The sequence below is a fragment of the Sphingomonas sp. genome (assembly GCF_036388215.1).
Classification (GTDB): domain Bacteria; phylum Pseudomonadota; class Alphaproteobacteria; order Sphingomonadales; family Sphingomonadaceae; genus Sphingomonas.
Genome location: NZ_DASVSH010000030.1, coordinates 59,327 through 81,998 on the forward strand (window position 1 = coordinate 59,327; position 22,672 = coordinate 81,998).

Genomic DNA, 22,672 nt, shown 5'->3' on the forward strand with positions numbered 1-22,672 from the left:
GGGAACTCCTCAAACTGTCAGGCGATGACCGGCTCTACGGTGAGCGATGTGCCTTGCGCGCCCGTGATCCGCACCTGCGCGCCTGCGGGCGCATCGGCGCCGCAGGCCAGCCATTCGCTGTCGCCCACGCGAACTTTCCCTCGGCCCGAGCGGATGGGATCAACGACCGTCACGACTTGCCCTATCAGACGCGCGACGCGGTCGTTGAGCAGCGGATCGGCATTGGGCACCGGATGCCGCAAGTACCAGCGCCGCCCCAATCCGACCGCCGCCGATGCGCCGACGGCGAACAAGGCGACCTGGAACAGCAGCGGGAAGTGCGGGAACAGCAAGGTCACCAGCCCGGTCAGCGCTGCGCCGGCCGCGACGAACACCAGGAAGATGCCTGGCACCATCAGCTCGGTGAGAGCCAGCAAAGCCGCGAGGATCAGCCAGGCGAGCCCGGGCGAACCGCCGATCAGGTCCCAGTCCATCGGCTAGCTCCCAGCCGGGCCGAAGGGGGCCGGCTTTGGGCGCGGGGGCGCGGGCGGGATGGGGGGCTTGGGGGCGCCGCCGCCTGAAGGCCCGCTGATCGCCTCGCGCGCCAGCTCGCCAATCCCGCCCAGCGTGCCCATGAGCTGAGTCGCCTCCACCGGGAACAGGATTGTCTTGGCATTGGGTGAAGTCGCGAACTTGCCGATCGCCTCGACATATTTCTGCGCGATGAAATAGTTGATCGCCTGCGTGCTGCCCTGCTCGATCGCATCCGAGACCATGCGGGTAGCCTCGGCCTCAGCCCCGGCGGAGCGCTCGCGCGCTTCGGCGTCGCGGAACGCGGCTTCGCGGCGGCCCTCGGCCTCCAGGATTTTGGACTGCTTTTGGCCCTCGGCGCGCAGGATCTCGGATGCGCGGGTGCCTTCGGCCTCGAGGATGTTGGCGCGCTTCTCGCGCTCGGCCTTCATCTGGCGGCCCATGGCGTTGACGATGTCGGCGGGCGGCCGGATGTCCTTGATCTCTACGCGGGTGATCTTGACGCCCCAGGGGGTGGTCGCATGATCGACGACGTTGAGCAGGCGGGCGTTGATTTCGTCGCGCTTGGACAGCGTCTCGTCCAGGTCCATCGAACCCATCACGGTGCGCAAATTGGTCGTGGTTAGCTGCAGCAGCGCCACATAGAGGTCCGAGACCTCATAGGCCGCCTTGGCGGCGTCGAGGACCTGGAAGAACACCACGCCATCGGTGGAGATCATCGCATTGTCCTTGGTGATGATTTCCTGGCCCGGAATATCGATCACCTGCTCCATCATGTTCACCTTGCGGCCGACGCGATAGAAGAATGCGGGATAGAAATTTAGGCCGGGCACCGCCACCGCGGTGAAGCGCCCGAAATATTCGATCGTATAGTGATAGCCCTGGGTGACGATCTTCACGCTCGAGAAGAGATAGAGCAGCACCACCGCCACTGCCACCAGCAGAAAAATGTTGAGCACGTCCATCCCGACTCCCCTCGCAAACTTTCGCCCTTGGTAGCATAGCGTAGCGCCATGACCACAGCAGCTTTGGCCCCGCGCACCGCGCTTTTCCTCCCCGCCTCCAATTCGCGCGCGATCGCCAAGGCGCGTGAGCTTGGCGCGGACATGGTTATCCTCGATCTCGAGGACGCGGTGAAGCCCGAGGACAAGGATGCGGCCCGCGCCGCTGCCGTGGAAGCAGTGGCGGAGGGGTTCGGCAAGCGAGTGAGCGCGATCCGCATCAACGGCTTCGACGCGCCCGAACATGCCGCCGATGTCGCGGCGGTCGCGACGTCGCGTGCAGACTACGCCGTGCTGCCCAAGGCCGAGAGCGCGCAAGAAATCGCCCGCCTGACTCAGGCGCTCCGCAAGCCCCTGCTTGCGATGATCGAAACGCCGCGCGGCGTGCTCGCCGCCCCCGATATCGCTGCGCTCGAAGGAGTTATGGGTCTGATCGCCGGCACCAACGATCTGGCCGCGACGCTTCACTTGCCCCCGTCCTCGGGACGCGAGGCGATGAACCTTGCCCTCCAGACGATCGTCCTCGCTTCCCGCTCCGGCAACGCCTGGGCCTTGGATGGCGTGTTCAACCGGCTCGACGATCCGGATGGTCTGGAGTGGGAGTGTCTGGCGGGCAGGGGCTTGGGCTTTGACGGCAAGACCTTGATCCATCCCAATCAGATCGCGATCGCGGCTCGGGCATTCAGCCCCACCCAGGCGGAAATTACCGAGGCCCGTGCGCTTGTCGATGCGGCTACGGGCGGTGCCGAGCGTTTCAGGGACCGGATGATCGAAACCATGCACGTAGAACGGGCGAAGAATTTGCTGGCCCACACCGGGCCGTATGGGAGCGCAAATGCCGGCTGATCTCAGGGCGCTGCACGACGAGATGTCCACGGCGCTTGCCGAACTCGACCGGCTCACTGCCTCGGATAGCCCGGATCACATTGCTATCCCCGCAGCCCGGCTCCGCCTGAGCCGGGCGAGCGGCCGCCGCCGCAGACTGGTCGATGCAATGACTACCCGTTTGCTTGGAAGCGTCTCGCCGGCCGATTCGGATCGCTTGCGTGCTCTGCGCGAAATTAACGCGGCGCAACTCCATGCCTCTACCTCGCATATCGGCAAATGGGGCATGCGCCACGCGCTGGAGGACTGGGCGGGATATTGCGAGGCTTCGAAGCGCATGCGTCAGTCGCTTCGCGATCTGATGGCCGAGGACCGCAGGACCCTCTATCCGCTGCTCGACCGGAAGGCCCCCTAGCGCATCCCACCCCCTGCGGTTACATGAGCCGCCAACCTCCGACTCAGGACTGCTGGCGCACCCATGGACATTCCCCTCGGCCTGACTTTCGACGACGTGCTCCTGTATCCGGGCGAGTCCGAAGTGCTGCCGAGCATGGCGGACACCCGTACGCAGATCACGAGGAGCTTGGCGCTCAACATTCCGCTCATTTCGTCCGCGATGGACACGGTCACCGAGGCCGACATGGCGATTGTCATGGCCCAGCTCGGCGGGCTGGGCGTGCTCCACCGCAATCTCGATGTCGCGCAGCAGGTGGACGCGGTGCGGGCGGTGAAGCGCTTCGAGAGCGGGATGGTGATCAACCCGATCACGATCCGCCCCGGCGGCACGCTGGCCGAGGCGCGGGCGCTGATGGAGCGCCACAAGATCAGCGGCATCCCCGTGGTGGAGGATAGTGGCAAGCTCGTCGGCATTCTCACCAACCGGGACGTGCGCTTCGCGGAAAATCCCGGCCAGCCGGTCTCCGAACTCATGACCAGCGAGAACCTCGCCACCGTTTCCGCCGGCGTCGGCAAGGAAGAGGCGCGCCGCCTGCTCCATGCGCGCAGGATCGAGAAGCTGCTGGTGGTGGATGAAAGCTATCGCTGCGTAGGCCTGATCACGGTCAAGGATATCGAAAAGGCGGTGAACTTCCCCGACGCCACCAAGGACCCGAGCGGCCGGCTCTGCGTCGCCGCGGCGACCACGGTGGGCGACAAGGGCTTCGAGCGCACCGAGGCGCTGGTCGATGCCGAAGTCGATCTCATCGTAATCGACACCGCGCACGGTCATAACCGCGAAGTCGGCCGCGCGGTCGAGCGCGTCAAGAAGCTCTCCAATCGGGTTCAGGTGATCGCCGGCAATATCGCCACCGCCGAGGCGGCCAGGGCGCTGATCGGCTCGGGCGCGGACGGATTGAAGGTCGGCATCGGCCCGGGTTCGATCTGCACCACGCGCATCGTCGCGGGGGTCGGGGTTCCGCAGCTCACCGCGGTGATGGAAGCCGCCGGCGAAGCCGCCAAATCCGGCGTGCCGGTCATCGCCGATGGCGGCATCCGCACATCGGGCGACATCGCCAAGGCGCTGGCCGCAGGAGCCTCGACTGCGATGATCGGCTCGCTGCTCGCGGGCACCGAGGAAGCGCCGGGCGAGACCTTCCTCTATCAGGGCCGGGCGTACAAATCCTATCGCGGCATGGGCTCGGTAGGGGCGATGGCCCGCGGCTCGGCCGATCGCTATTTCCAGCAGGACATCAAGGATCAGCTCAAGCTCGTCCCCGAGGGGATCGAGGGCCAGGTCCCTTTTAAGGGCTCGGCGCGCGATGTGGTCCACCAGCTCGTCGGCGGGGTAAAGGCGGCGATGGGCTATGTGGGCGCGGCCACGATCACCGATTTCCAGCAGAAGGCCCGCTTCGTGCGGATTACCAATGCGGGACTGCGCGAAAGTCACGTGCACGACGTGACCATCACTCGAGAGGCACCTAATTATCCCACGCGGTAGATCATGACCCCCGCTGCACGCCTCCAGGCAGCGACCGAACTGCTCGACCGGATCGTCACCGCTGCCCGCGATCAAGGCGCGGCAGCCGACACGCTGATCGCGCGCTGGTTCGCCGAGCGGCGCTATGCAGGATCCAAGGACCGCCGCGCGATCCGCGAACTGGTGTACGAAGCGATCCGCCTGCTCGGCGTCCGGCCCGAAAGCGGGCGCGCCGGGATCCTGGCGCTCGCCAGGGCGCGCCCGGAGCTCGTCGAATTGTTTGACGGCACGCCTTATGGTCCGCCGGCGATAGACCCCGCCGAGCCGGTCGCGGAGGCTGGGCTGATGCCGAAATGGCTGGGGCTCGCGCTCAAGCGCTCCGGGCTCGCCAATGCCGAACAGGCCGCGTTGCTCCAGCGCGCGCCGCTCGATCTGCGAGTCAACAACCTCAAGGCCGACCGCGATGCCGTCGCGGCGGAAATCCCGGGGTCGGAACCCTTGCCGTTCCTGCCGGATGGCCTGCGTATTCCCAGCGACTTGCCGGTCGAGCAATTGCCGTCGTTTCGCGACGGGCGAATCGAAGTGCAGGACGCGGGAAGCCAGCTCGTCAGCCTCGCCAGCGCGGCGCGCCGGGGCCAGCATGTCGTTGACTTGTGCGCCGGGGGCGGGGGCAAGACGCTGGCGCTCGCGGCGATGATGGCCAACCACGGCAGCATACTCGCATGCGATGTGGATCGCGGGCGGCTTCAGCGGCTGCCGCCCCGCGCCGAGCGCGGGGGCGTCACCATCGCGGAGACCCGGCTGCTCAATCCGGGGCAGGAATTTCACCAGCTCGCCGATCAGGCCGGGCGGGCGGATGTGGTGCTGATCGACGCGCCCTGCTCGGGCACGGGCACGTGGCGGCGCAACCCGGAGGCGCGCTGGCGACTCTCGCCCGATCGACTGGCCAAGCTGGGCGAGACCCAGCGCTATCTGATGCGCCTCGGCGCCGAACTGGTCCGGTCGGGCGGGGCATTGATTTATGTGGTGTGCTCGCTGCTCGATGACGAAGGCGCGAGCCAGGCCGAAGCCTTTCTCAAGGCCTATCCGGGGTGGAAGGCCGAGCCGCTTTTGCTGGGCGCGGGAACCGCGCACGGGCCGGGGCTTCGCCTCACCCCGCTGGCTGACTCGACGGACGGGTTTTTTGTCGCGAGGATGATCCGGCCGTGATACGTGCCAAGGCCAGTCTTTCGGAGTTTTCGATGCGCGTTTCCGCGATTTTCGCCGCCGCCGCCCTGCTCGTGCTGTCGGTCTCGACCTCCCTGATGGCGCAGCGTCCCGACGCTCAGATCGATCCGCGCTCGCTCGCGCTGCTCCAGGAAGGCCGCGCGGCGCAGGCGGCGGGTCAGACCGAGGCCGCCAACGACGCGCTGGAGAGTGCGCTGGCGGTGGACCCACGAAACCGCGAGGCGTTCGTGCTGCTGGCGGAGATCGCGCGCGGCCGCAATCTGCCGGGCAAGGCGATCCGCCTGTACCGCGAAGCGCTGCTGCTGGAGCCGAACGACCTGTCCGCATTGCGCGGCCAGGGCGAAGCGATGGTCGCCAAGGGCGCGATCGAGAAAGCCAAGGGCAACCTCGCCAAGATCAAGACCATCTGCGCGACGGGCTGCAACGACGCCAACATGCTCGCCGCCGCGATCGCCAAGGGTCCGCCGGTCACCACGACCGCCCAGGTTGAGAAGCCCGCGACACCCGCCAAGCCTTGAAGCTTGCGGCCGCCGCTTTCGCGGAAGTTTAGGCGAAGGTTAGGCCAATGCGCGGTCAGGCAGGCGCGCGAAAGGTCACACAAGGGTCACACTATCAACGGCCTTCGCACGCTGCGAATGTTCCCAATGTTCGCACTGGCCATGGGCTTTTTTCGGACCGACGATTTCAAAGAGCGGCCGGGACTGCCGACCGGCTCAGCCAAGCAGGCGAAATCCTACATTGCAAGCGGGATGAACATCGCCGTTCTTGGTGGGAAGCGGTCATTGCCAAGGCGACGGAGGGTCAGGCTTTTCGCGGCGTCGCGATTTCCAAGCGGCGATTGTCTCGACTGCGGCACTCATCATGACGTCGCAGTCCGCGACCGGTCCCGTCCACGTGCGGGTTAGTTCGTCCTCGGTGTCGTCGTTCGTGTCCACAGCTCTGGCATGAACTGAAGTTTTCCCGTCTTCGGGTGCGTCCACGGAAATCTGGAAGCACTCGAATGGCGGATCGCCCGGTGTGTGGAAAAATCGCGCAGGCGCGTTCGCCCATTCGGTAAACAGCGTTGTATTCAGCGCGGCGACCCACTTTTCAATGATCGGATCAATTTCGGCATAGGTCGACATGTATGCACTATCGCGATCTCTGCCGAGGACCGCAACCAAGTCGGAAGCTGTCAATGCTCGCTAGAAGGTCGTCTAACCTTTCGCACTCAGCATCCGCGCCAGCGCGACGAAATCCTCGACCGCCACGGTCTCGGCGCGGCGGCTGGTGTCGATACCCAGCGCGTCCATCGCCCCCAGCGCGCCCGGCACGCCCTTCAGGCTCTGGCGCAGCATCTTGCGGCGCTGGCCGAATGCCGCCGCGGTGATCGCCTCCAGCGTCTTGAAGCGCACGCCCTCGGGCTCGGCGGCGGGCACGATATGCACCACGGCCGACATCACTTTGGGCGGCGGCGTGAAGGCCGAACGGTGCACCGTCATGGCTATCCGCGGCGTCGAGCGCCACTGGGCCAGCACCGCCAGCCGCCCATAGGCGTCATCACCGGCCTTCGAGACGATCCGGTCGGCCACTTCCTTCTGGAACATCAGCGTCAGGCTTGCCCACCATGGCTCCCAGCTCGTCGAGAGCCAGCCGACCAGCAGCGCGGTCCCGACATTATAGGGCAGATTGGCCACCACGTGCGGCTTGCTCTCGAACAGCCCGGGCGCGTCCACTTCGAGCGCATCGCCCTCGATCACGCGAAGCTTGCCCGGGAAATGCTCGCCGAGCTCGGCAAGTGCGGGAATGCAGCGCCGGTCGCGCTCGACTGCGATCACGCTCGCGCCGGCATCCAGCAGGGCGCGCGTGAGGCCGCCCGGACCGGGACCGACCTCGAACACTTCCCCGCCAGTCAAATCTCCCGGCACTTTCGCGATGCGGGCGAGCAATTGGTGATCCAGCAGGAAGTTTTGCCCCAGCGCCTTGCTCGCGCTCAGCCCGTATCGCTGGATGGTCTCGCGGAGGGGAGGGAGGTGGCTCACCCAATCCCCATACCGCTCATGCTGAGCTTGTCGAAGCACGATTAGGGAGGTGCCCTTCGACAAGCTCAGGGTGATCCTTCGACAGGCTCAGGATGAGCGGCGTTGGAGCTCGGGGGGCGCGGGATCAGAGGGCAGTGTCGGCCCTGCGTTGCGCGGCGCTGGCGGCCATGCGGATCGCGGCGATCATCGCGCCGGGATGCGCCTGGTCCTTGCCCGCGATGCCGAATGCAGTGCCGTGATCGGGCGCGGTGCGCACGATCGGCAGGCCCAGGGTGATGTTCACGCCTTCGTCGAAATGGAGCGTCTTGATCGGGATCAGCGCCTGATCGTGATAGGGGCAAAGCGCCACGTCATACCCCGCCCGCGCGCGCGCGTGAAACATCGCGTCCGCCGCGAAGGGCCCGATCGCGTCGATCCCCTCGGCGCGGAGCAGCTCGATCGCCGGCAGGATGATATCGATCTCTTCGCGCCCGATCGCACCGCCTTCGCCGGCATGCGGGTTCAGCCCGGCAAAGGCCAGCCGCGGCCGCTCGATGCCGAAATTGCGCAGCACCCCGCGCGCGGTCACGCGCGCCTTGGCAAGGATCAGCTCGATCGAAAGCGCCCCGGGAACGTCCGCTATCGCCAGATGCACCGTGAGCGGCACCACGCGCAGCGTGGGGCCGGCGAGCATCATCACGGCATTCTCGCCCGAAATTCCGCAGCGCTCGGCGACGAATTCGGTCTGGCCAGGGTAGGTGAAGCCGATGCCGTAGAGCTGCGCCTTGGATACCGGGCCAGTGACCACGCCCCCCGCCGCTCCGGCGCTGGCAAGCCCTACCGCTATTTCGAGCGATTGAAGCGCGGCGCGCGCGGTGCTGTCATTGGGTGTGCCGGGAACCACCTCGCCGCCGTCTCCTACCGTGAGAATCGGCAGGGCGCGGGCAAAAGCGGAGGTTGCCTCTTCGGGATCGGTGATCTGAACGATCGGGCCGTCCCATACCTGCCGAATGGCGCGCGGATCGCCGACGGCAAAGAAGGGAGCCAGCGAATGCAGCTCGCGCGCTTTCCAGGCCTTGGCGGTGATCTCCGGGCCGACTCCGGCGGAGTCGCCCATCGCTACGGCGAGCGGGGCTATCATCCGCTCAACCAAGGCGATCAGCGATACTCGACCAGCGCGTCCCGGCGGAGGTCGCGAAGGATGCGCTGGGCGCGGATATTGGTCCGCTGCTCGGTGATCGAGTCCTTGAGCTGGTCGGCGGAGGGCGCGCCCGGCGCGGGTGGATCGTCGCGGCCGCAAAGCACCAGCACGCTCACGCTTTCTTCGATCGAGCCGAACGGGCGCGTGACCTGGCCCACCTGAAGCGGCAACAGGATGTTCTGGACGCTGGTGGGCATGTCCTTGATAGCTAGCCCATCGCGGTCGGCGACCTCGGCGTTTTGCGCGGCCGCCACCTTCGCCACATCGCCGCAGCCCTGGATGGCCTGGGTCGCCGTCGCGAATTGGCCGGCGATCGCCGTCGCCTGCGCTTCGGTCGTGCCCTTTGGGAAGCGCACGGTGATCTGGCGCAGGCTCAGCCTGGCCTCACGCGGGTCGGCCATCAGCACCTGGCGCTTCTCGGCCAGGTAAAGAATCGAGAAGCCGGTCGGCAATTCGATCGGGCCGGCGACCTGGCCGGGTTGCATCGTCAGGACGGCCTGGGCCAGCGCGTCGGGCAGCATGCCCGGACGCACCCAGCCCAAATCGCCACCCACCGACTTGGTCGAAGCTTCGGAATAGGTCTTGGCGAGATAATCGAAGGGAATGCCCTCGCGCATCTGCTGGATGATCCGGGCCAGGCCTGCTGCTTTTTCCTGCGCCTGGTCGGGTGTGGCGTTCTGATAGATTTCGTAGACGTGATATTCGTCCGAACCCTTTTGGGCTTCCAGGCCGGCCAGGATTTCCTTCACCTCGGCATCGCTCACGTTGATATCGACTCGCCGGTTCAGCAAGCGCCTCCAGGCCATTTCGCCTTCGATCTGACGGCGGATCGATCGCTCGGCCGATCCCACCTGGCGCAGCCAGCCGCGGAACGCATCCGGCGTGTGGCCATATTGCTTGGCCACGCGCGCATACGTGGTGTCGATTTCCTTCTTGTCGATCGTGATGTCGTTGGCCTTGGCCTCCTGGATCTGCAGCGTCTCGTCGATGATCTGGCGCAGCACGGTGAGGCGAAGCTCGTCGCGTTCCTGGGGCTTCAGCTTGAACTTGTTGATGGCGATGATCAGGTTCACGCGCTGCTCGACATCGGTGCCCGTGATCACCGCATCATTGACGATCGCGGTTGCCTTGCGGATGTTGGGGTCGGCCTTGCCGAAGATCATCAGATTGGCCGGAAGATCGAGCCCGGCCGCGATCTTGCCGAGGTCCGGATCAGGCACCGTCTGTGCCATGGCGACCGATGCGAACCCAACGGCCGCTAGCATCAAGACAGTCTTGCGGCCCAAGCGGATCGCCTTTGCAACACCGATTTTCACTTGAATCCGTACCCTCATCCAAAACGGAGATCGCCGCGCTTACTGACGAATTGTGCCTGAACCAAGGCTGACGGAGTTCTTAGCGGCCCAAGTTCTTGAACGCCAGACTCAGGATATAGCTGTTGCCCCGCCGGGCATCGCCCGTCGTCTCATAGTCCCGCTTCCAGGTGAGGCCGAGGCGGAGGCAATCGTCCTCATATGTTACACCCAGCCTGTGGCGGACCGGCTCGAAGCCATCCGCCTGCGATGTCACGTCTTCGTTCCGGTCCGTCAGGTCGATCAGGATCGAGCCGGAGACCGACCAGAAGCGCGCGACCTTTACGCGCCCGCCGATCCGCGCTTCCTCCCGATCCTGCAGATCCTCAAGCGCGGGGCCGATGTTGCGATTGAGCCGTAGATAGCCGAGCTGAAGATAGGTTTCGCGCGAGCCGAGCGCGGCATCGACTTCGTTTCGGCGAAAGGCGAAGCCGTCCTTGTCGATCCGGTAACGGTGCGTGACGCTCACGAAATCGCGAAAGCGCACCACGGTGCGCCCGACGATATCCGAAACGCGATCGGTGAGCCCCGTGCCGTCGGGGAAGATCGAGGGGCTGGACGACAGCCGATAGCTCTGGCCGATATTGGCATCGAGCGAAAAGCCCGGAAGATAGAGTGCGTAATCCACTCCCCAGGTGAAGCGCGTCGAATCCTCGAAGCGATCGTAGCCGGGAAAGCGGTTGAGCGCGAAGAGGTTCGAATCCTCGAGATCGACCGCGCGGGCATCTTCGTTCGGGACTGCGAGGTTTTCCAGCGGCGGCGCGGCGACCACCTGAAGCCGCGGCGTGATCCGCTGCGTGCCCCCAAACAATTCGCCGATCAGCGGCCATTTCATGTCGAGCGCGACCGCGCCGATCCCGCGGAACCGGAAGCCTTCCTCACCGCGATAGCTGGCGACGGCGGTGGTCAGCGTGTCGCTGGCGTTATACGCATCGCCGCGCGCATAGGCCGTGAGCGTCAGTTCCTGGCCCCAGGCCGTGAGCCGGCGCAGGTCCCAGCGGGCGCTGGCGAAAGCGCGCTGCGAATCCTGGCCGTCCGCCCTGCCGATCGCCAGGCTATTGAGCTGGAACTCGAAACGCCCGCCGATCAGCCCATCGTCCATCCGCCGCCGGTAATCCACTTCGGGCAGCGCGAGGGGCTGGAGACCCTGGCGTTCGCCAACGCGCAGCGTCTGCACTGCCCAGGCATTGATCGAGAAATAGCTGTCGGGATCGATCCGCTCCAGCCGGATATTGTTGCGCAGCCGATCGTCGCGCGAGATATCGTAGCGGCGCAGGAAAGTCCGGTCGGAGGCCAGTCGGATCGAAGCGCTCGCCGCCCAGTTGGGGCTGAGCTGGAAGCGGCCGACTCCGTCCAGATAGCCGCGAAAGTCGGTCTTCGATGTGGCCGGCGTCAGCGGCACGGTGAGGTCGTCCGAGCGGCGGCTATAGGTGCCGTAGGCGCTCACCTTGAAGGCGCCGAGCCTGTTCAGTTCTCGATACTCGGCCTGGAGCATCGGGAGCACGCCGGTGAAGACGCGCGGAGTGACGGTCAGGTCGCGATTGGGCGCCAGGCTGAAATAATAAGGCAGCGCGAACTGGAATCCGTTGGTCCGGCTGTATCGCAGATCGGGCATCAGGAAGCCGTCGTCGCTCTGGCCACCCACCGGGTGCGAGAATGCGGGCAGGGGAATGCTCGCTATGCCAAACACGGAGACCCGCGCGCCGGTGTAGCGTATGCGCCGCTTGTTCGGGCTATACACGACTCGGTCGGCAGTGATCTTCCACGAAGGCTCTTTGGGGCAATTCGCCGAATCGGTAACCGTGCAGGGGGTGTAGGCCGCGTTCTCGACCGTGATGATCCCGCCTTCGCGCGTGCCGCGCCGGGCGGCGATCCTACCGCCCGCATCGAGCACGACGAGCATGTTCTCGACGACGCCGTCCTTGAGCGAATCGGTCAGTTCAATGCTGTCGCCATAGGCCGCATCGCCTTCCGGATTGACGATGACGATATTGCCGACCGCAGTCACCTGGCCCGTCTTGCGGTTCCACACCACGCGATCGGCGCGGAGCCGGTCGCTGCGGCGAAAGAGGCGGACATCGCCGCTCGCGGTGACGATCTCGGCTTCGAAATCGTAATCGATCTGATCGGCGTTGAACTGGATTTCGTTGCCATTGTCCGATCCCGCCGCAGTGGAGGGCGGGGGCACTTCGACGGGGCGGTCCTGCAGGTCGGGCTGGCCGAGCTCGGGCTTCTGCGCCGGCGATTCGGGTGGGGCCGCGGTCTCCTGCGCGCGCGCCTGGGCGGCTGGGAGCAATCCCAGCGCGGCCGAGAGCAGCAAAGCCTTGCGCGTCACTTGTATTCCCACCTTTGATCGAACTCCCACGCACGCGGCTTGCCCGCCCTATCCCAGCGGTTCCGCCATCGCAACGCCGTGCGCATTGGCCGCAACGCTTCTCCCGGCTAACAAGAGCCATGCAAGTCGATTTCTACCACCTTACCCACACCCCGCTCGAGCGCGTGCTGCCGCAAATCGCCGAAAAGGTGCTGGAAAGCGGTCGGAGGCTGCTGGTGGTTGCCGGCGATGCCGAGGCGCGCGGCAAGCTCGACCAGCTGCTGTGGTCGTATCGGCCCGAAAGCTTCCTGCCGCACGGTCTTGCCCCCGGCCCGGACGATGCGCGCCAGCCGGTGCTGATCGCCGATACGTGCGAGGCCGCGAACGGCGCGCGCAATATCGCGCTTGCCGATGGTGTCTGGCGCGACGAAGCGCTGGCGTTCGACCGCGCGTTTCATTTCTTCGACGAGGACGCGATTGCCGAGGCGCGGGCGGCTTGGAAGGCGCTGGCCGATCGCGACGGCGTTGAGCGGCGCTATTGGAAGCAGGACGAAAATGGGCGCTGGGAGAAGGCGGCTTAGCGATCATGGTTCGCGCTTGATCGGGTCCTTCTTGACGCTCTCGATCACACCTTTCAACGGTGCCTCGCCATAAGCGGAGGGAACCTCCTTTGCGATGGGCTTGCAGATCCCATATTCGCCCGCCGGGCCGCCGCTATGCTCGCGCACCGTCGCCGGCTCGTAGGATATGTCGTAGGCATCGGCGATCTGGTGCATACGCAGCCCGGCCATACCCATCAGGCGGTTCGTGAAGCGCGCCTGGCTGACCGCGTCGCGTAGCGAAACCGCCTCGACGTCGGATAGTCGCCTGCCGGGTCCGACGATCCCGTAAAGTTTGGTCCAGATGTCCAGTTCTCGCATGTTCGCCGCGTTGAGCTGGGTCACGAATTCATACGTGCCCGAGAGATTGTCGAGCGAGTCCCGATCGAAGTGCGTTGCGGTCTGGGCGCTGACGACGCTGTCCCACACGCCGCGCGTCCAGGTGCGGTGCGGCGGGTTGCCGATCCTGCCGAGCGGTGGGAGCCGACCCGCTTCGGCGGCCGCGTCGATGATGACCGCAAGCTCGTCAAGCCGGCGCTCGACGCACGACGCGAGCTTGACCCGCTCCTGAGCCTGGCCGATGGTCTCGCCCAGTTCGGCGGCCATGGCATTGCGCGCGTTGGCGACTTCGACCCGCCAGCCGATCTCGTTGGCGATCGCGCCCAGGCCGAGAGCGATCAGCACACCGAGCACCACGCTGCCCACTTCGCGGACGAATTTCTGCGCGCGTTCGGTGCGCCAGAAGCGCGGCCGGGTTGGGGGAGTCTCGGCAGTCATGATGCTGCGGATTTGTAGGGCTTGCGGTCCACGATCAGCGGCTGGCACAGGGGCTGGCGCTTCCTGGTCCTGCCGTCGAACGATTCATAGGTTGCACCGGATGGGAAGCCTTCGATCGCTATCCCGTCCGCTTTGAGTGCCTCGTCGGTCTGTTCGGCTATGAGCCCGAGCCATCTTCCGCGGGTCTTTGCTTGCGCCCAGGCGTCCAGCAGGGTCGCCAGCAGATCGCTATCGACGGGTCCCGGCGCGCCCTCCAACAGCGCGAGGGTGGCCCATGGGGCAAGCTCGGCCTGGGTTTCCTGGTCGTAATAGTCGCCCATGCGATAGTTTGCCGTATATTCGCGCGCCTTTTCGCGGGGCATGTGGAGCAGGACGCCCTCGCCGGTCGCCGTATCGAGCGCGCTGGAATCGGTCGGCCGCCTGCCCGGATCCCCAATGCCGCCGATATGCGGCAGGAGATGGGTGCGCCTGGCCTCGGCCAATATGCCGCCGATTTCGGCCAGCCTTTTAATGACGCAGGGTTGATAGACCCGGCGCTCTGCGAAGTTGAAGCGGTTTCCAGCTAGCTCGGCGCGCATCGCCTCGGTCCCGACCGCGACACGCCATTGCCAGCGGCCCCAGTCGGCGATCTCACCGATACCCAGCGCGATGAGGACGCCGAGGACGACGCTGCCGACCTCGCGGATGAATTTGGACTGGCGCTCGGTGAGCCGTCGGCGCGGCGCGGGTGCGGGTTCGTCGGTCGGTTCGGTCAAGTCATGGTCCCCGGCTTGCATCCTGAACGGGGCGAGCCTAAAGCGCCGCGACTTTTCCACAACTCAAAATACAGGAGCCGCACGGCCATGGCCGCGACCCGGACCTTTTCGATCATCAAGCCCGATGCCACTCGCCGCAACCTGACCGGCGCGGTCACCAAGATGCTGGAAGAAGGCGGCCTGCGCGTCGTCGCTTCGAAGCGCATCCAGATGACGCGCGAGCAGGCCGAAGGCTTTTATGCGGTGCACAAGGAACGTCCGTTCTTCGGCGAGCTCGTCGAATTCATGATCTCGGGCCCGGTCGTCGTGCAGGTGCTCGAGGGCGAGAATGCGATGCAGCGCAACCGCGACATCATGGGCGCCACCAACCCGGCCAATGCCGAGCCAGGCACGATCCGCAAGGAACTGGCCGAATCGATCGAGGCAAATTCGGTGCACGGTTCGGATTCGGACGAGAATGCCGCGATCGAGATCGCCTATTTCTTCAAGCCGGAAGAAATCGTCGGGTAATTGCGCGACAACGACCTACTTTCAGGATGGGCGCTCATCGTGGACAGGATCGTCCGCGGTGAGTCCCTTCATCGGCCGATCGTTACCGTCGGCCCAACACCAGAATTGCTCAGTCGCTACGGGCTGTCCTCCGGCGGTCTGATGATGAAGGCGGCAAAGGTCGCCACTTGCAGAAGAATCCATCCAGAGGTTCCTCTGGATGTCTGGCACAACCTGCCTAGCCTGCTGGCCAATCCTTTAGCGATATTTCCTTCGGCACGTCGAGACGGATCGGTCGTAACCCTCTTGATCGTGAAAGACCGTGACAACAATCCTATCGTTGTTGCGATCAGCCCTGATGCCAATATCGGCCATAACGTCGTGCTTTCCGTTTACGGCAAAGATGCAGGTTTTGGGTGGGCGGCAACCGAAATGGAAGCGGCTCGCAAGGAGGGGTTGCCGGTATATGAAGGAAATGGCTTCGCTGCCTCTTTGCCGCAGCCGCCAGCAGTCGAAACTGCCTCCTCGTCTCACGGTCTAATTCCGTCTGACGGGACAGCGAAGCCAAAGAGGGATATACTCTCGATAAAGAAAAATTCAAGTTAAAGTTGAATCGACGGGAGGTCCGGCGCTGCTGTCGGCTATCCCCGCGGCAAGGTGATCGTGGCCGCCAGGCCGCCGCCTTCGCGGTTCGCCAGCGTGATCTCGCCGCCCGCGTCGCGGACGATCGCGCGCGCGAGCGCCAGGCCCAGGCCCACACCGCCGGTGTCGCGATTGCGGGATTGCTCCAGGCGCGTGAACGGGTCGAAAACCTTGCCCAGCGAGCCCTGGGGAATGCCCGGGCCGCGGTCGCAGACCTGGATCGTCACGGATTTGCCCTCGCTCCTGAGATAGACTTGGGCTCCGCCGCCATATTTTACCGCATTTTCGATCAGGTTGCGCACCGCGCGGCGCATCAGCGACGGGCGCAGGTGCATCGTCAGCCGCGGCGCTTCCTCGAACTCGACTTCCTTGTCGAGATCGCGGAAATCCTCGACGACCGCATCGACCAAAGCCGATACGTCCACTTCGGTCAAAGGCTCGCTGGGGCGGCCCAGCCGCGCCAGCGACAGGATATCGTCGAGCGTGCCGCTCATTTCCTCGATCGTATCCGCCATGCGCGCGCGATCTTCCTCATCCTCGACCGATTCGATCCGGACGCGCAGCGCCATCAGCGGGGTGCGCAGGTCGTGCCCGATCGCGCCGAGCATGCGGTCCTTCTCGTCGAGCATCGCGTTCACGCGCAGGCTGAGCGCATTATAGGCCGCGATCACGGCGCGCACGTCGCCAGGCCCTCGCTCGGCGACGGGATCCGCATTGTCACCCGGGCGAAATCGCTGCGTCGCTTCCGCCAGTTCGCGCAAGGGCCGCGCGATGCGGCGGCCCGCCCACAGCACTGGAAACAGCACGACGATGTAGAGAATCGAAGTCTGCGCAAGCAGCTGCCAGATCAGCACGCGTTCGCCGCGCGACCACCCGCTGCGGAGCAGCAGCCAGCTCTTTCCCGGGAGATGAATGGCTATGCTGAGCTCGGCGCCCAGGCGGCGGAGACGATCCGCGCGTTCCGGGCTGACCTTGCGCTTTTGCAGCAGTTCGTCGTCGATCGGCCGGATGACCGCGATCACTTCGCCTGGCTCAACGCCGGCTTCGATCAATCCCTGGCGTATGTCGTTCTCGATGTCGGTGCGACGCGACAGGCCGGCTTCGATCGGATTGGCGGCAACCGCTTCGACACGCTGGCCCGCGCGCCGAGAGCCACGTTCGCGCCGGGGCTCGGCAGTCGGCAGGGCGGGGTTGTTCAATCGCTCCGCCGCGTCCGCGAGCCGAGTGACGGCAGGAGCAACGACCTGGGCGAAGCGCACTCCGCGACGCTCGTTGAGCAGCAGCCCGAAATTGATCGCCTGGGCGACGAACAGCGCAACGCCGACAAGCAGCGCGATCTGCCCCGTCAGGCTCTTGGGCAGTATGCGCCTCAAATCCGTGTCTCGCTCACAAGCGAGTCACTTCGGCGGCGAGGGTATATCCGCCGCCCCACACGGTCTTGATCAGCGACGGGGCCTTGGGGTCGGTTTCGATCTTCTTGCGCAGGCGGCTGACCTGATTGTCGATCGCCCGATCGAAGGCGGCGGCTTCGCGTCCCTGGGTCAGATCGAGCAATTGATCGCGGGTGAGCACGGCCCGCGGCCGAGTCACCAGCGCGTGGAGCAGGTTATACTCGCCGGTGGAAAGTGGAACGGAGACGCCGTCGCGATCGACCAATGCGCGCTCGCCCGTCTTCAGCACCCAGCCGGCAAAGGCGAAGCTGCCGCTCTCGGGCGCGTTCTGGCGCGTTCCTCCCGCCGAAACGCGGCGCAGGATCACCTTGATGCGCGCGGCCAGTTCGCGCGGGGAAAAGGGCTTCACGACATAATCGTCCGCGCCCATTTCAAGGCCGACGATCCGGTCCGTCTCTTCGCTGCGCGCCGTGAGGAGGATAACCGGCGTCTCGCTGGTCTCGCGGATGTGGCGGCAAAGACTGAGGCCATCCTCCCCCGGCATCATGATATCGAGCACCACCAGATCGATCGCATAGGCTGACATGCGCGCCCGCGCGCCCTCGGCATCGCCCGCCTGGGTCACGCGAAAGCCCTGCTTGGTCAGATATTGCGCAAGCGGCTCGCGGATCGATCGCTCGTCATCGACGAGCAGGAGGTGGGGCAGTTCGGACATATAAGCGCCGTACAAATCAGAGGATCAGGCCCCGGAATCAGGGAAGTGCCGGGCGGGAGGAGGAGGAGATCCGCCCGGCACCCTGGTCCGGCCCTAGCTGCCGTTGGCAGGTGGGACGGGAGGCTGTGGCGGGTGCGGCATATCCCCACCGTAATGACGTCCATGGGACCCGCGATGGCCGCGGCCACGGCCACGGCCGCCGGCCATTTCACGAAACATCTCGCGGACGAGCTGGCGCTCGGCCTGGTCGATCCTGCGGTCTCCATTGCGATCGATGAAATCGAAACGGCGAAGCGCGACCGCACGCTGTTCGTCGAGCGTCACCGCACCATCGCCATTGGCGTCGGGGCCGTGCTTCATTCCGGGACCGCCGCCTTGCATACCGTCCGGGCCGCCGCGCATGCGCCGGCCCATGCCACGTCCCATCGGCCCGCGCATCGCCCTGCGCTCGTCCATGGTGATCTTGCCGTCCTTGTTGGCGTCCACGGCGGCGAAGCGCGCAGCTACTGCGGCGGCGGTTTCGTCGCGGGTTACTATTCCGTCCTGGTTGGTGTCAGCCGGCATCATCCCATCGCGCATCATGCGCGGCCTGGCATCCTGCGGCTGGGTTTGATTTTGCGCCGCGACGGTGCCCCCGGCCAGCAGGGTCGCGCCGAGCAGCGCGGAGATCAGCATCTTGTTCATCGAGCGAACTCCCGAAAGCGGCGCCTATCCCCCGCGAAGGGCATTTCTGAAGGTCGCCTGTCTCACATATTTGTCAAGCGTTCAGGAAATTGTCGCAATTTGTCGCAAAACTCAAAACGAACGCTACTAATGTCTTCTCAGCCAAAAATGGCGACGCCCTGCATGGCGTCCGCGATCGGCTCGCCGGTCGCGTTCCAGATCTGCATCCGCTGGCTCGAATAGCCGTCACGCGCCACGTCGGCATGTGCTGCCAGAAGCCACCAGCCGCTGTCCGTAACGGGCACGGGCATAAGGAAGTTTATCTGCCAGTTGAGCGAACTGAGCGGCACTCGCTTGTCGGCGAACAGCTTGAGCGCGGCGGGGGGCAGCCCATCGCCGATCGCCAGCAACTCCACGAACGGGTCGAGCCGCGCTCGCGCGCGCAGCCTCGCCCAGCGTCGCCATTCCGCAGGCCCGAGGCCTTCCTTGCAATCGACGAATTCGAAATTGCCGATGAACGAGGTTTCCGGACCGACAAGGACTTCCGCATCGGGCCCAGGTGCGGGCAGAGCGGCGCGCGGTGCGGTGTCGTGGGCAAGTGTCGAGGGAAGCGCCGCCATGAAGACAAAGGTCGCGCGCAGGCCCAGCCCTGCCTCGCTGACGACATCCGCCTGAAGGAAAGCGGCATTGCGCCCGCGGCGAAGCTTTGTGGCCTTGACCGTCACTTGGCCGGCAAGCGGCCCGATAAAGGCGATCTGGGCGGAGCGCAGCGGCGGCAGATCGGCCTCCAGATCGAGCGCCGCCTGCAGCGCCAGCGCCGCCGACAGCCCGCCATAGGCTGTACGGCCCTGCATCCAGTCAGGCGGAATATCGCAAGCGAAGCCATCGCGCATCGGCATACGTGCGGCGAGGATGTCGGCGATCGGCGTCATTTCCCCAGATACCCCTCGCGGCGGCGATTTCCATACGCGAAATTCGAAAAGCGACTGATCCGATCAAGCCTTGGCGGTATTGGCCGCGGTCTGGCCGAACAGGACCTTGCGCTGCTCGTCGGTCATCGGGGCGGCATGGGAGCGCACTTCGTTGCCTCTCTCATAGGCGCGGATCGTGGCGGGCCGCGCCGCGATGGCTTCGAACCAGCGCTTCACGTCGGGGAAGTCGTCCAGCTTCTGCTTGTGCGCCTCATGCGGCACGATCCACGGATAGATCGCCATGTCCGCAATCGAATAGCTGCCGCCGGCGACGAACTCGCGGCCGGCGAGCCGCCGATCCAGAACGCCGTAGAGCCGGTTGGTCTCGTTGGTGTAGCGATCGATTGCATAGGGCACTTTCTCCGGCGCATAGATGTTGAAATGCCCGTTCTGCCCGGCCATCGGCCCAAGCCCGCCCATCTGCCACATCAACCATTGCAGCACTTCGATCTTCTCGCGCTGATCGGCCCCGAAGAACTTGCCGGCCTTGTTCGCCAGGTAGATCAGGATCGCGCCGCTCTCGAACACGCTGATCGGCTCGCCGCCGTCCGCAGGGGCACGATCGATGATCGCGGGCATGCGGTTGTTGGGGCTGAACTTGAGGAAATCGGGATTGAACTGGTCGCCCGTGCCGATGTTGACCGGCTTGATCTCGTAGTCGAGGGCCGCTTCCTCAAGGAAGAGGGTGGCCTTGTGGCCGTTCGGGGTCGGCCAGTAATAAAGCTCGATCATCGGAAACCTCCTTCGAGGGCGGAGATAGGAAGCCCGTTTCATTACGCAACCGGCTTTTGGATCACCTGCACCTTCGGCACGACGCGCAGCAGGATGATGAGCACCGCGGCAAAGGCAAGCCCGGACGCCACGACGAAATTGCCTCCGTAGAAGCCGCGCTCCGCCCCGAACGCAAGCGCCTGGCTGAGCATCAGCGGCGCCACGATCACCGCTACGCTGTTCAGGCTGGCCAAGCCCCCTTGGAGCGCGCCCTGGTGCGATGGATCGGTCATCCGCGACAGGAGCGCGTTGATGGAGGGATAAGCGAGCGCCTGGAATGCGCTGATCGCGATCAACGCATAGACCGCCCATAGATCGCGGGCGAAGATATAGCCGGTGAAGACGAGCGCGCCCGCGAGCATGCCGATCACCACGGTCCGCTCCTCTCCAAAGCGGGCGATGGCCCGCCCCGTGACGAGCGTCTGGACCAGCGCCATGCACAGGCCGGATGCGGCGAGCGACCATCCGATCATCCGCTCGTCCCAGCCCAATGCGAGCCCGCCGAAAAAGGCCCAGGTCGTGGGATAGACCATGTGCGCCACCTGCCAGAGAAAGGCGGCGGCGAGCAGCCACTTGGCATTGCCTGCCTGCATCAGCGGGCGGAAGGCGCCGACGACGTTCGCCTGACGCCAATCGAAGCGGCGGCGCTTGTCCTCCGTCATGGTCTCGGGGAGCATGAAGAGGATCCACAGCGCGTTGATCCCGGCGAGCACCGCGGCGGCGATGAAGGGCGCGCGGGTGCCGAAGCCCGCCAGCAGCCCACCCATTGCCGGCCCCAGGATGAAGCCGATGCCGAAGGCAGCGCCCATCAGGCCGAAGGTGGCGCCGCGCTTTTCCGGTGGCGTCACGTCGGCGAGCACTGCGTTTGCGGGGCCATAGGTGGCGCCGGCGATGCCTGCGACGATCCGGCCTGCGAAGAGCCAGCCGATCGTCGGGGCCGCCGCCATCAGGGCATAATCGATCGAGAAGGCGATCATGCCGAACAGCAGCACCGGGCGCCGCCCGATCGCATCGCCGAGGCTGCCGAGGATCGGCCCGGCGAAGAAATGGGTGACGGCATAGGCGACCATCATCCAGCCGCCGATCCGCGTCGCATCCTCCAGGCTCACATTTGCCAGCTCGACGATCAGGCGGGGAAGGACCGGAAGCACGATGCCGAAGCCGATCGAATCGATCAGCACGGCGGCAAGCACGATCGGCACCGCGCGATGATGGAAAGTCATGATCCTCAACTCCCATGGCTTGACGCCGGCCACGCCATACCGCACCTTCGAAAGTAACGCAGAACAGACCGCCGGGAGAGAAGACTTGGCTACCGCACCCGAAATCGACGAGCAGGTGAATGCGCTGGACGCGTTTCGCGCGCAAGTCCGCGATTGGCTGGCGGAGAACTTCCCGCCAAGCCTGAAGGGCAAGGACAATGCGATGTCCGCAGTGGAAGGGCCGACTGAGGAGGATGCCGAGCAACGCGCCTGGCGCGAAGCGATGGGCGCCACGGGCTGGGGCGTGCCCACCTGGCCGAAGGAATATGGCGGGGGCGGGCTGAGCCGGGCCGAGGCCCGGGTGCTCCAGGAGGAGATGACGCGCGCCGGCGCATGGAACCCGATCGGGGGCATGGGCGTGATGATGTTCGGCCCGACGCTGCTGGAATATGGCAGCGAGGAGCAGAAGCAGGCGCATATCCCGGCGATCGCGCGCGGCGAAGTCCGCTGGTGCCAGGGCTATTCGGAGCCGGGAGCCGGGTCGGATCTCGCCAGTCTGCAATGCTTCGCGCAGGATGCGGGTGACCACTATATCGTCAACGGCCAGAAGACCTGGACCAGCGGCGGGCAGTGGGCGGACAAATGCTTCATGCTCGTCCGCACCGACAAGTCGAAGAAGCACGAAGGCATCACCTTCCTGCTCTGCGACATGGACACGCCCGGCGTTGAGGTGAAGCCGATCGGGCTCATCTCCGGGTCGTCGCCCTTTTGCGAGACCTTCTTCACCGATGTGAAGGTGCCCAAGTCCAACCGTGTAGGCCGCGAGGGCGAGGGCTGGACGATCGGCAAGCGCCTGCTCCAGCATGAGCGCAACAGCCTGTCCGGCGGCGGATCGGCGGCGGGGCGGATGTTTTCCGGCGTGCCGCTCTCGCAGATCGCCAAGAAATATGCCGGCGCGGACGAGCGGGGCCGGATTGCCGATGCCGACCTGCGCACCCGGATCGTGCGGCACGAGATGGACCTGCGGGCCTTCATGCTGACCCTCCGCCGCGCCTCGCTTGAGGCGAAGTCGAACCAGGGGCCATCCGCAGCCACGTCGATCATGAAGAATGTCGGCGCTCGGATCATGCAGGAGCGATCCGAGCTGCTTATCGAGATCCGCGGAATGGCCGGGCTCGGCTGGGAAGGCGAAGGGTTCGACGAGGATGCGCTCAAGGACGTGCGCCACTGGCTCTTCGGCAAGGCGGTGTCGATCTATGGCGGGTCCACCGAAATCCAGAACAATGTGATCACCAAGCGCATCCTGGGGATGCTGGATCATCAGTGAAATCTCCCTCTCTCCGCTCGCGGGG

At 65.4% G+C, this 22,672-nt stretch carries 24 protein-coding genes; 9 read left to right on the forward strand and 15 right to left on the reverse strand.

The features are described from left to right. Positions 1 to 17 precede the first annotated feature (17 nt). Both VF617_RS11320 and VF617_RS11325 read right to left on the reverse strand, forming a co-directional pair. A complete protein-coding gene (locus VF617_RS11320; RefSeq protein ID WP_331014994.1) occupies positions 18 to 473 on the reverse strand; it encodes an NfeD family protein in 456 nt (151 codons plus the stop codon). Between the two features lie 3 nt (positions 474 to 476). Beyond that, positions 477 to 1,475 carry an SPFH domain-containing protein gene (locus VF617_RS11325; protein ID WP_331014995.1) on the reverse strand — a complete coding sequence of 333 codons (999 nt, stop codon included), beginning with the start codon at positions 1,473 to 1,475 and terminating at the stop codon, positions 477 to 479. 48 nt (positions 1,476 to 1,523) lie between these two features. Between VF617_RS11325 and VF617_RS11330 the strand changes: the two genes are divergently transcribed. The 5 genes from VF617_RS11330 (at position 1,524) to VF617_RS11350 (ending at position 5,996) form a co-directional block, all read left to right on the forward strand. Further along, positions 1,524 to 2,357, forward strand: a complete 834-nt coding sequence (locus VF617_RS11330) for a CoA ester lyase (protein WP_331014996.1) — start codon at positions 1,524 to 1,526, stop codon at positions 2,355 to 2,357. Next, positions 2,347 to 2,751, forward strand: coding sequence for a hypothetical protein (locus VF617_RS11335; protein ID WP_331014997.1), 405 nt, complete (start codon positions 2,347 to 2,349; stop codon positions 2,749 to 2,751). Before VF617_RS11330 ends, VF617_RS11335 begins: the two co-directional genes overlap by 11 nt. A 63-nt stretch (positions 2,752 to 2,814) precedes the next feature. Beyond that, on the forward strand, positions 2,815 to 4,272 hold the full coding sequence (gene guaB / locus VF617_RS11340) for an IMP dehydrogenase (RefSeq protein ID WP_331014998.1): 1,458 nt from the start codon (positions 2,815 to 2,817) through the stop codon (positions 4,270 to 4,272). Positions 4,273 to 4,275: 3 nt separating this feature from the next. Then, positions 4,276 to 5,460, forward strand: a complete 1,185-nt coding sequence (locus VF617_RS11345) for an RsmB/NOP family class I SAM-dependent RNA methyltransferase (protein ID WP_331014999.1) — start codon at positions 4,276 to 4,278, stop codon at positions 5,458 to 5,460. Positions 5,461 to 5,492: 32 nt separating this feature from the next. Beyond that, complete coding sequence (locus tag VF617_RS11350; RefSeq protein ID WP_331015000.1) at positions 5,493 to 5,996, forward strand: hypothetical protein; 504 nt, start codon at positions 5,493 to 5,495, stop codon at positions 5,994 to 5,996. Positions 5,997 to 6,257: 261 nt separating this feature from the next. Here the strand turns inward: VF617_RS11350 and VF617_RS11355 are convergent, their stop codons facing one another. The 5 genes from VF617_RS11355 to VF617_RS11375 form a co-directional block, all read right to left on the reverse strand. Beyond that, on the reverse strand, positions 6,258 to 6,602 hold the full coding sequence (locus tag VF617_RS11355) for a hypothetical protein (protein WP_331015001.1): 345 nt from the start codon (positions 6,600 to 6,602) through the stop codon (positions 6,258 to 6,260). A gap of 72 nt (positions 6,603 to 6,674) precedes the next feature. Continuing rightward, positions 6,675 to 7,499, reverse strand: coding sequence for a 16S rRNA (adenine(1518)-N(6)/adenine(1519)-N(6))-dimethyltransferase RsmA (gene rsmA / locus VF617_RS11360; protein WP_331015002.1), 825 nt, complete (start codon positions 7,497 to 7,499; stop codon positions 6,675 to 6,677). Between the two features lie 124 nt (positions 7,500 to 7,623). Then, positions 7,624 to 8,619, reverse strand: coding sequence for a 4-hydroxythreonine-4-phosphate dehydrogenase PdxA (gene pdxA / locus VF617_RS11365; RefSeq protein ID WP_331015003.1), 996 nt, complete (start codon positions 8,617 to 8,619; stop codon positions 7,624 to 7,626). 17 nt (positions 8,620 to 8,636) lie between these two features. Then, positions 8,637 to 9,944, reverse strand: coding sequence for a peptidylprolyl isomerase (locus VF617_RS11370; RefSeq protein ID WP_331015004.1), 1,308 nt, complete (start codon positions 9,942 to 9,944; stop codon positions 8,637 to 8,639). 130 nt (positions 9,945 to 10,074) lie between these two features. Continuing rightward, positions 10,075 to 12,366, reverse strand: a complete 2,292-nt coding sequence (locus VF617_RS11375; RefSeq protein WP_414714027.1) for an LPS-assembly protein LptD — start codon at positions 12,364 to 12,366, stop codon at positions 10,075 to 10,077. A gap of 119 nt (positions 12,367 to 12,485) precedes the next feature. On the opposite strand from VF617_RS11375, the gene VF617_RS11380 reads away from it, so the two are divergent. Next, entirely contained in the window at positions 12,486 to 12,926 is a 441-nt protein-coding gene (locus VF617_RS11380; protein ID WP_331015005.1) for a DNA polymerase III subunit chi, read from the forward strand. Between the two features lie 3 nt (positions 12,927 to 12,929). Here VF617_RS11380 and VF617_RS11385 read toward each other — a convergent pair whose 3' ends face one another. Continuing rightward, positions 12,930 to 13,721, reverse strand: a complete 792-nt coding sequence (locus VF617_RS11385; protein ID WP_331015006.1) for a hypothetical protein — start codon at positions 13,719 to 13,721, stop codon at positions 12,930 to 12,932. Then, on the reverse strand, positions 13,718 to 14,476 hold the full coding sequence (locus VF617_RS11390; RefSeq protein WP_331015007.1) for a hypothetical protein: 759 nt from the start codon (positions 14,474 to 14,476) through the stop codon (positions 13,718 to 13,720). The genes VF617_RS11385 and VF617_RS11390 overlap by 4 nt, the downstream gene beginning before the upstream one ends. Before the next feature lie 87 nt (positions 14,477 to 14,563). On the opposite strand from VF617_RS11390, the gene ndk reads away from it, so the two are divergent. Together ndk and VF617_RS11400 are read left to right on the forward strand one after the other, a co-directional pair. Next, on the forward strand, positions 14,564 to 14,986 hold the full coding sequence (ndk, locus tag VF617_RS11395) for a nucleoside-diphosphate kinase (RefSeq protein ID WP_331015008.1): 423 nt from the start codon (positions 14,564 to 14,566) through the stop codon (positions 14,984 to 14,986). Beyond that, complete coding sequence (locus tag VF617_RS11400) at positions 14,987 to 15,571, forward strand: hypothetical protein (protein WP_331015009.1); 585 nt, start codon at positions 14,987 to 14,989, stop codon at positions 15,569 to 15,571. It abuts the gene before it with no gap. A 35-nt stretch (positions 15,572 to 15,606) separates the two neighbouring features. Here the strand turns inward: VF617_RS11400 and VF617_RS11405 are convergent, their stop codons facing one another. From VF617_RS11405 to VF617_RS11430, 6 genes are all read right to left on the reverse strand, one after another. After that, complete coding sequence (locus VF617_RS11405; RefSeq protein ID WP_331015010.1) at positions 15,607 to 16,980, reverse strand: sensor histidine kinase; 1,374 nt, start codon at positions 16,978 to 16,980, stop codon at positions 15,607 to 15,609. 13 nt (positions 16,981 to 16,993) lie between these two features. After that, positions 16,994 to 17,713, reverse strand: a complete 720-nt coding sequence (locus tag VF617_RS11410; RefSeq protein WP_331015011.1) for a response regulator — start codon at positions 17,711 to 17,713, stop codon at positions 16,994 to 16,996. Positions 17,714 to 17,806: 93 nt separating this feature from the next. After that, complete coding sequence (locus tag VF617_RS11415; protein ID WP_331015012.1) at positions 17,807 to 18,397, reverse strand: ca2+ sensor protein; 591 nt, start codon at positions 18,395 to 18,397, stop codon at positions 17,807 to 17,809. Between the two features lie 137 nt (positions 18,398 to 18,534). After that, on the reverse strand, positions 18,535 to 19,308 hold the full coding sequence (locus VF617_RS11420) for a thioesterase family protein (protein WP_331015013.1): 774 nt from the start codon (positions 19,306 to 19,308) through the stop codon (positions 18,535 to 18,537). A 63-nt stretch (positions 19,309 to 19,371) separates the two neighbouring features. Then, positions 19,372 to 20,079, reverse strand: coding sequence for a glutathione binding-like protein (locus VF617_RS11425; RefSeq protein WP_331015014.1), 708 nt, complete (start codon positions 20,077 to 20,079; stop codon positions 19,372 to 19,374). Between the two features lie 41 nt (positions 20,080 to 20,120). Next, the gene (locus VF617_RS11430; protein ID WP_331015015.1) at positions 20,121 to 21,341 is read right to left on the reverse strand and encodes a TCR/Tet family MFS transporter; all 1,221 of its coding nucleotides are present in this window, start codon (positions 21,339 to 21,341) and stop codon (positions 20,121 to 20,123) included. 85 nt (positions 21,342 to 21,426) lie between these two features. On the opposite strand from VF617_RS11430, the gene VF617_RS11435 reads away from it, so the two are divergent. Beyond that, a complete protein-coding gene (locus tag VF617_RS11435) occupies positions 21,427 to 22,647 on the forward strand; it encodes an acyl-CoA dehydrogenase family protein (protein ID WP_331015016.1) in 1,221 nt (406 codons plus the stop codon). Positions 22,648 to 22,672 lie beyond the last annotated feature (25 nt).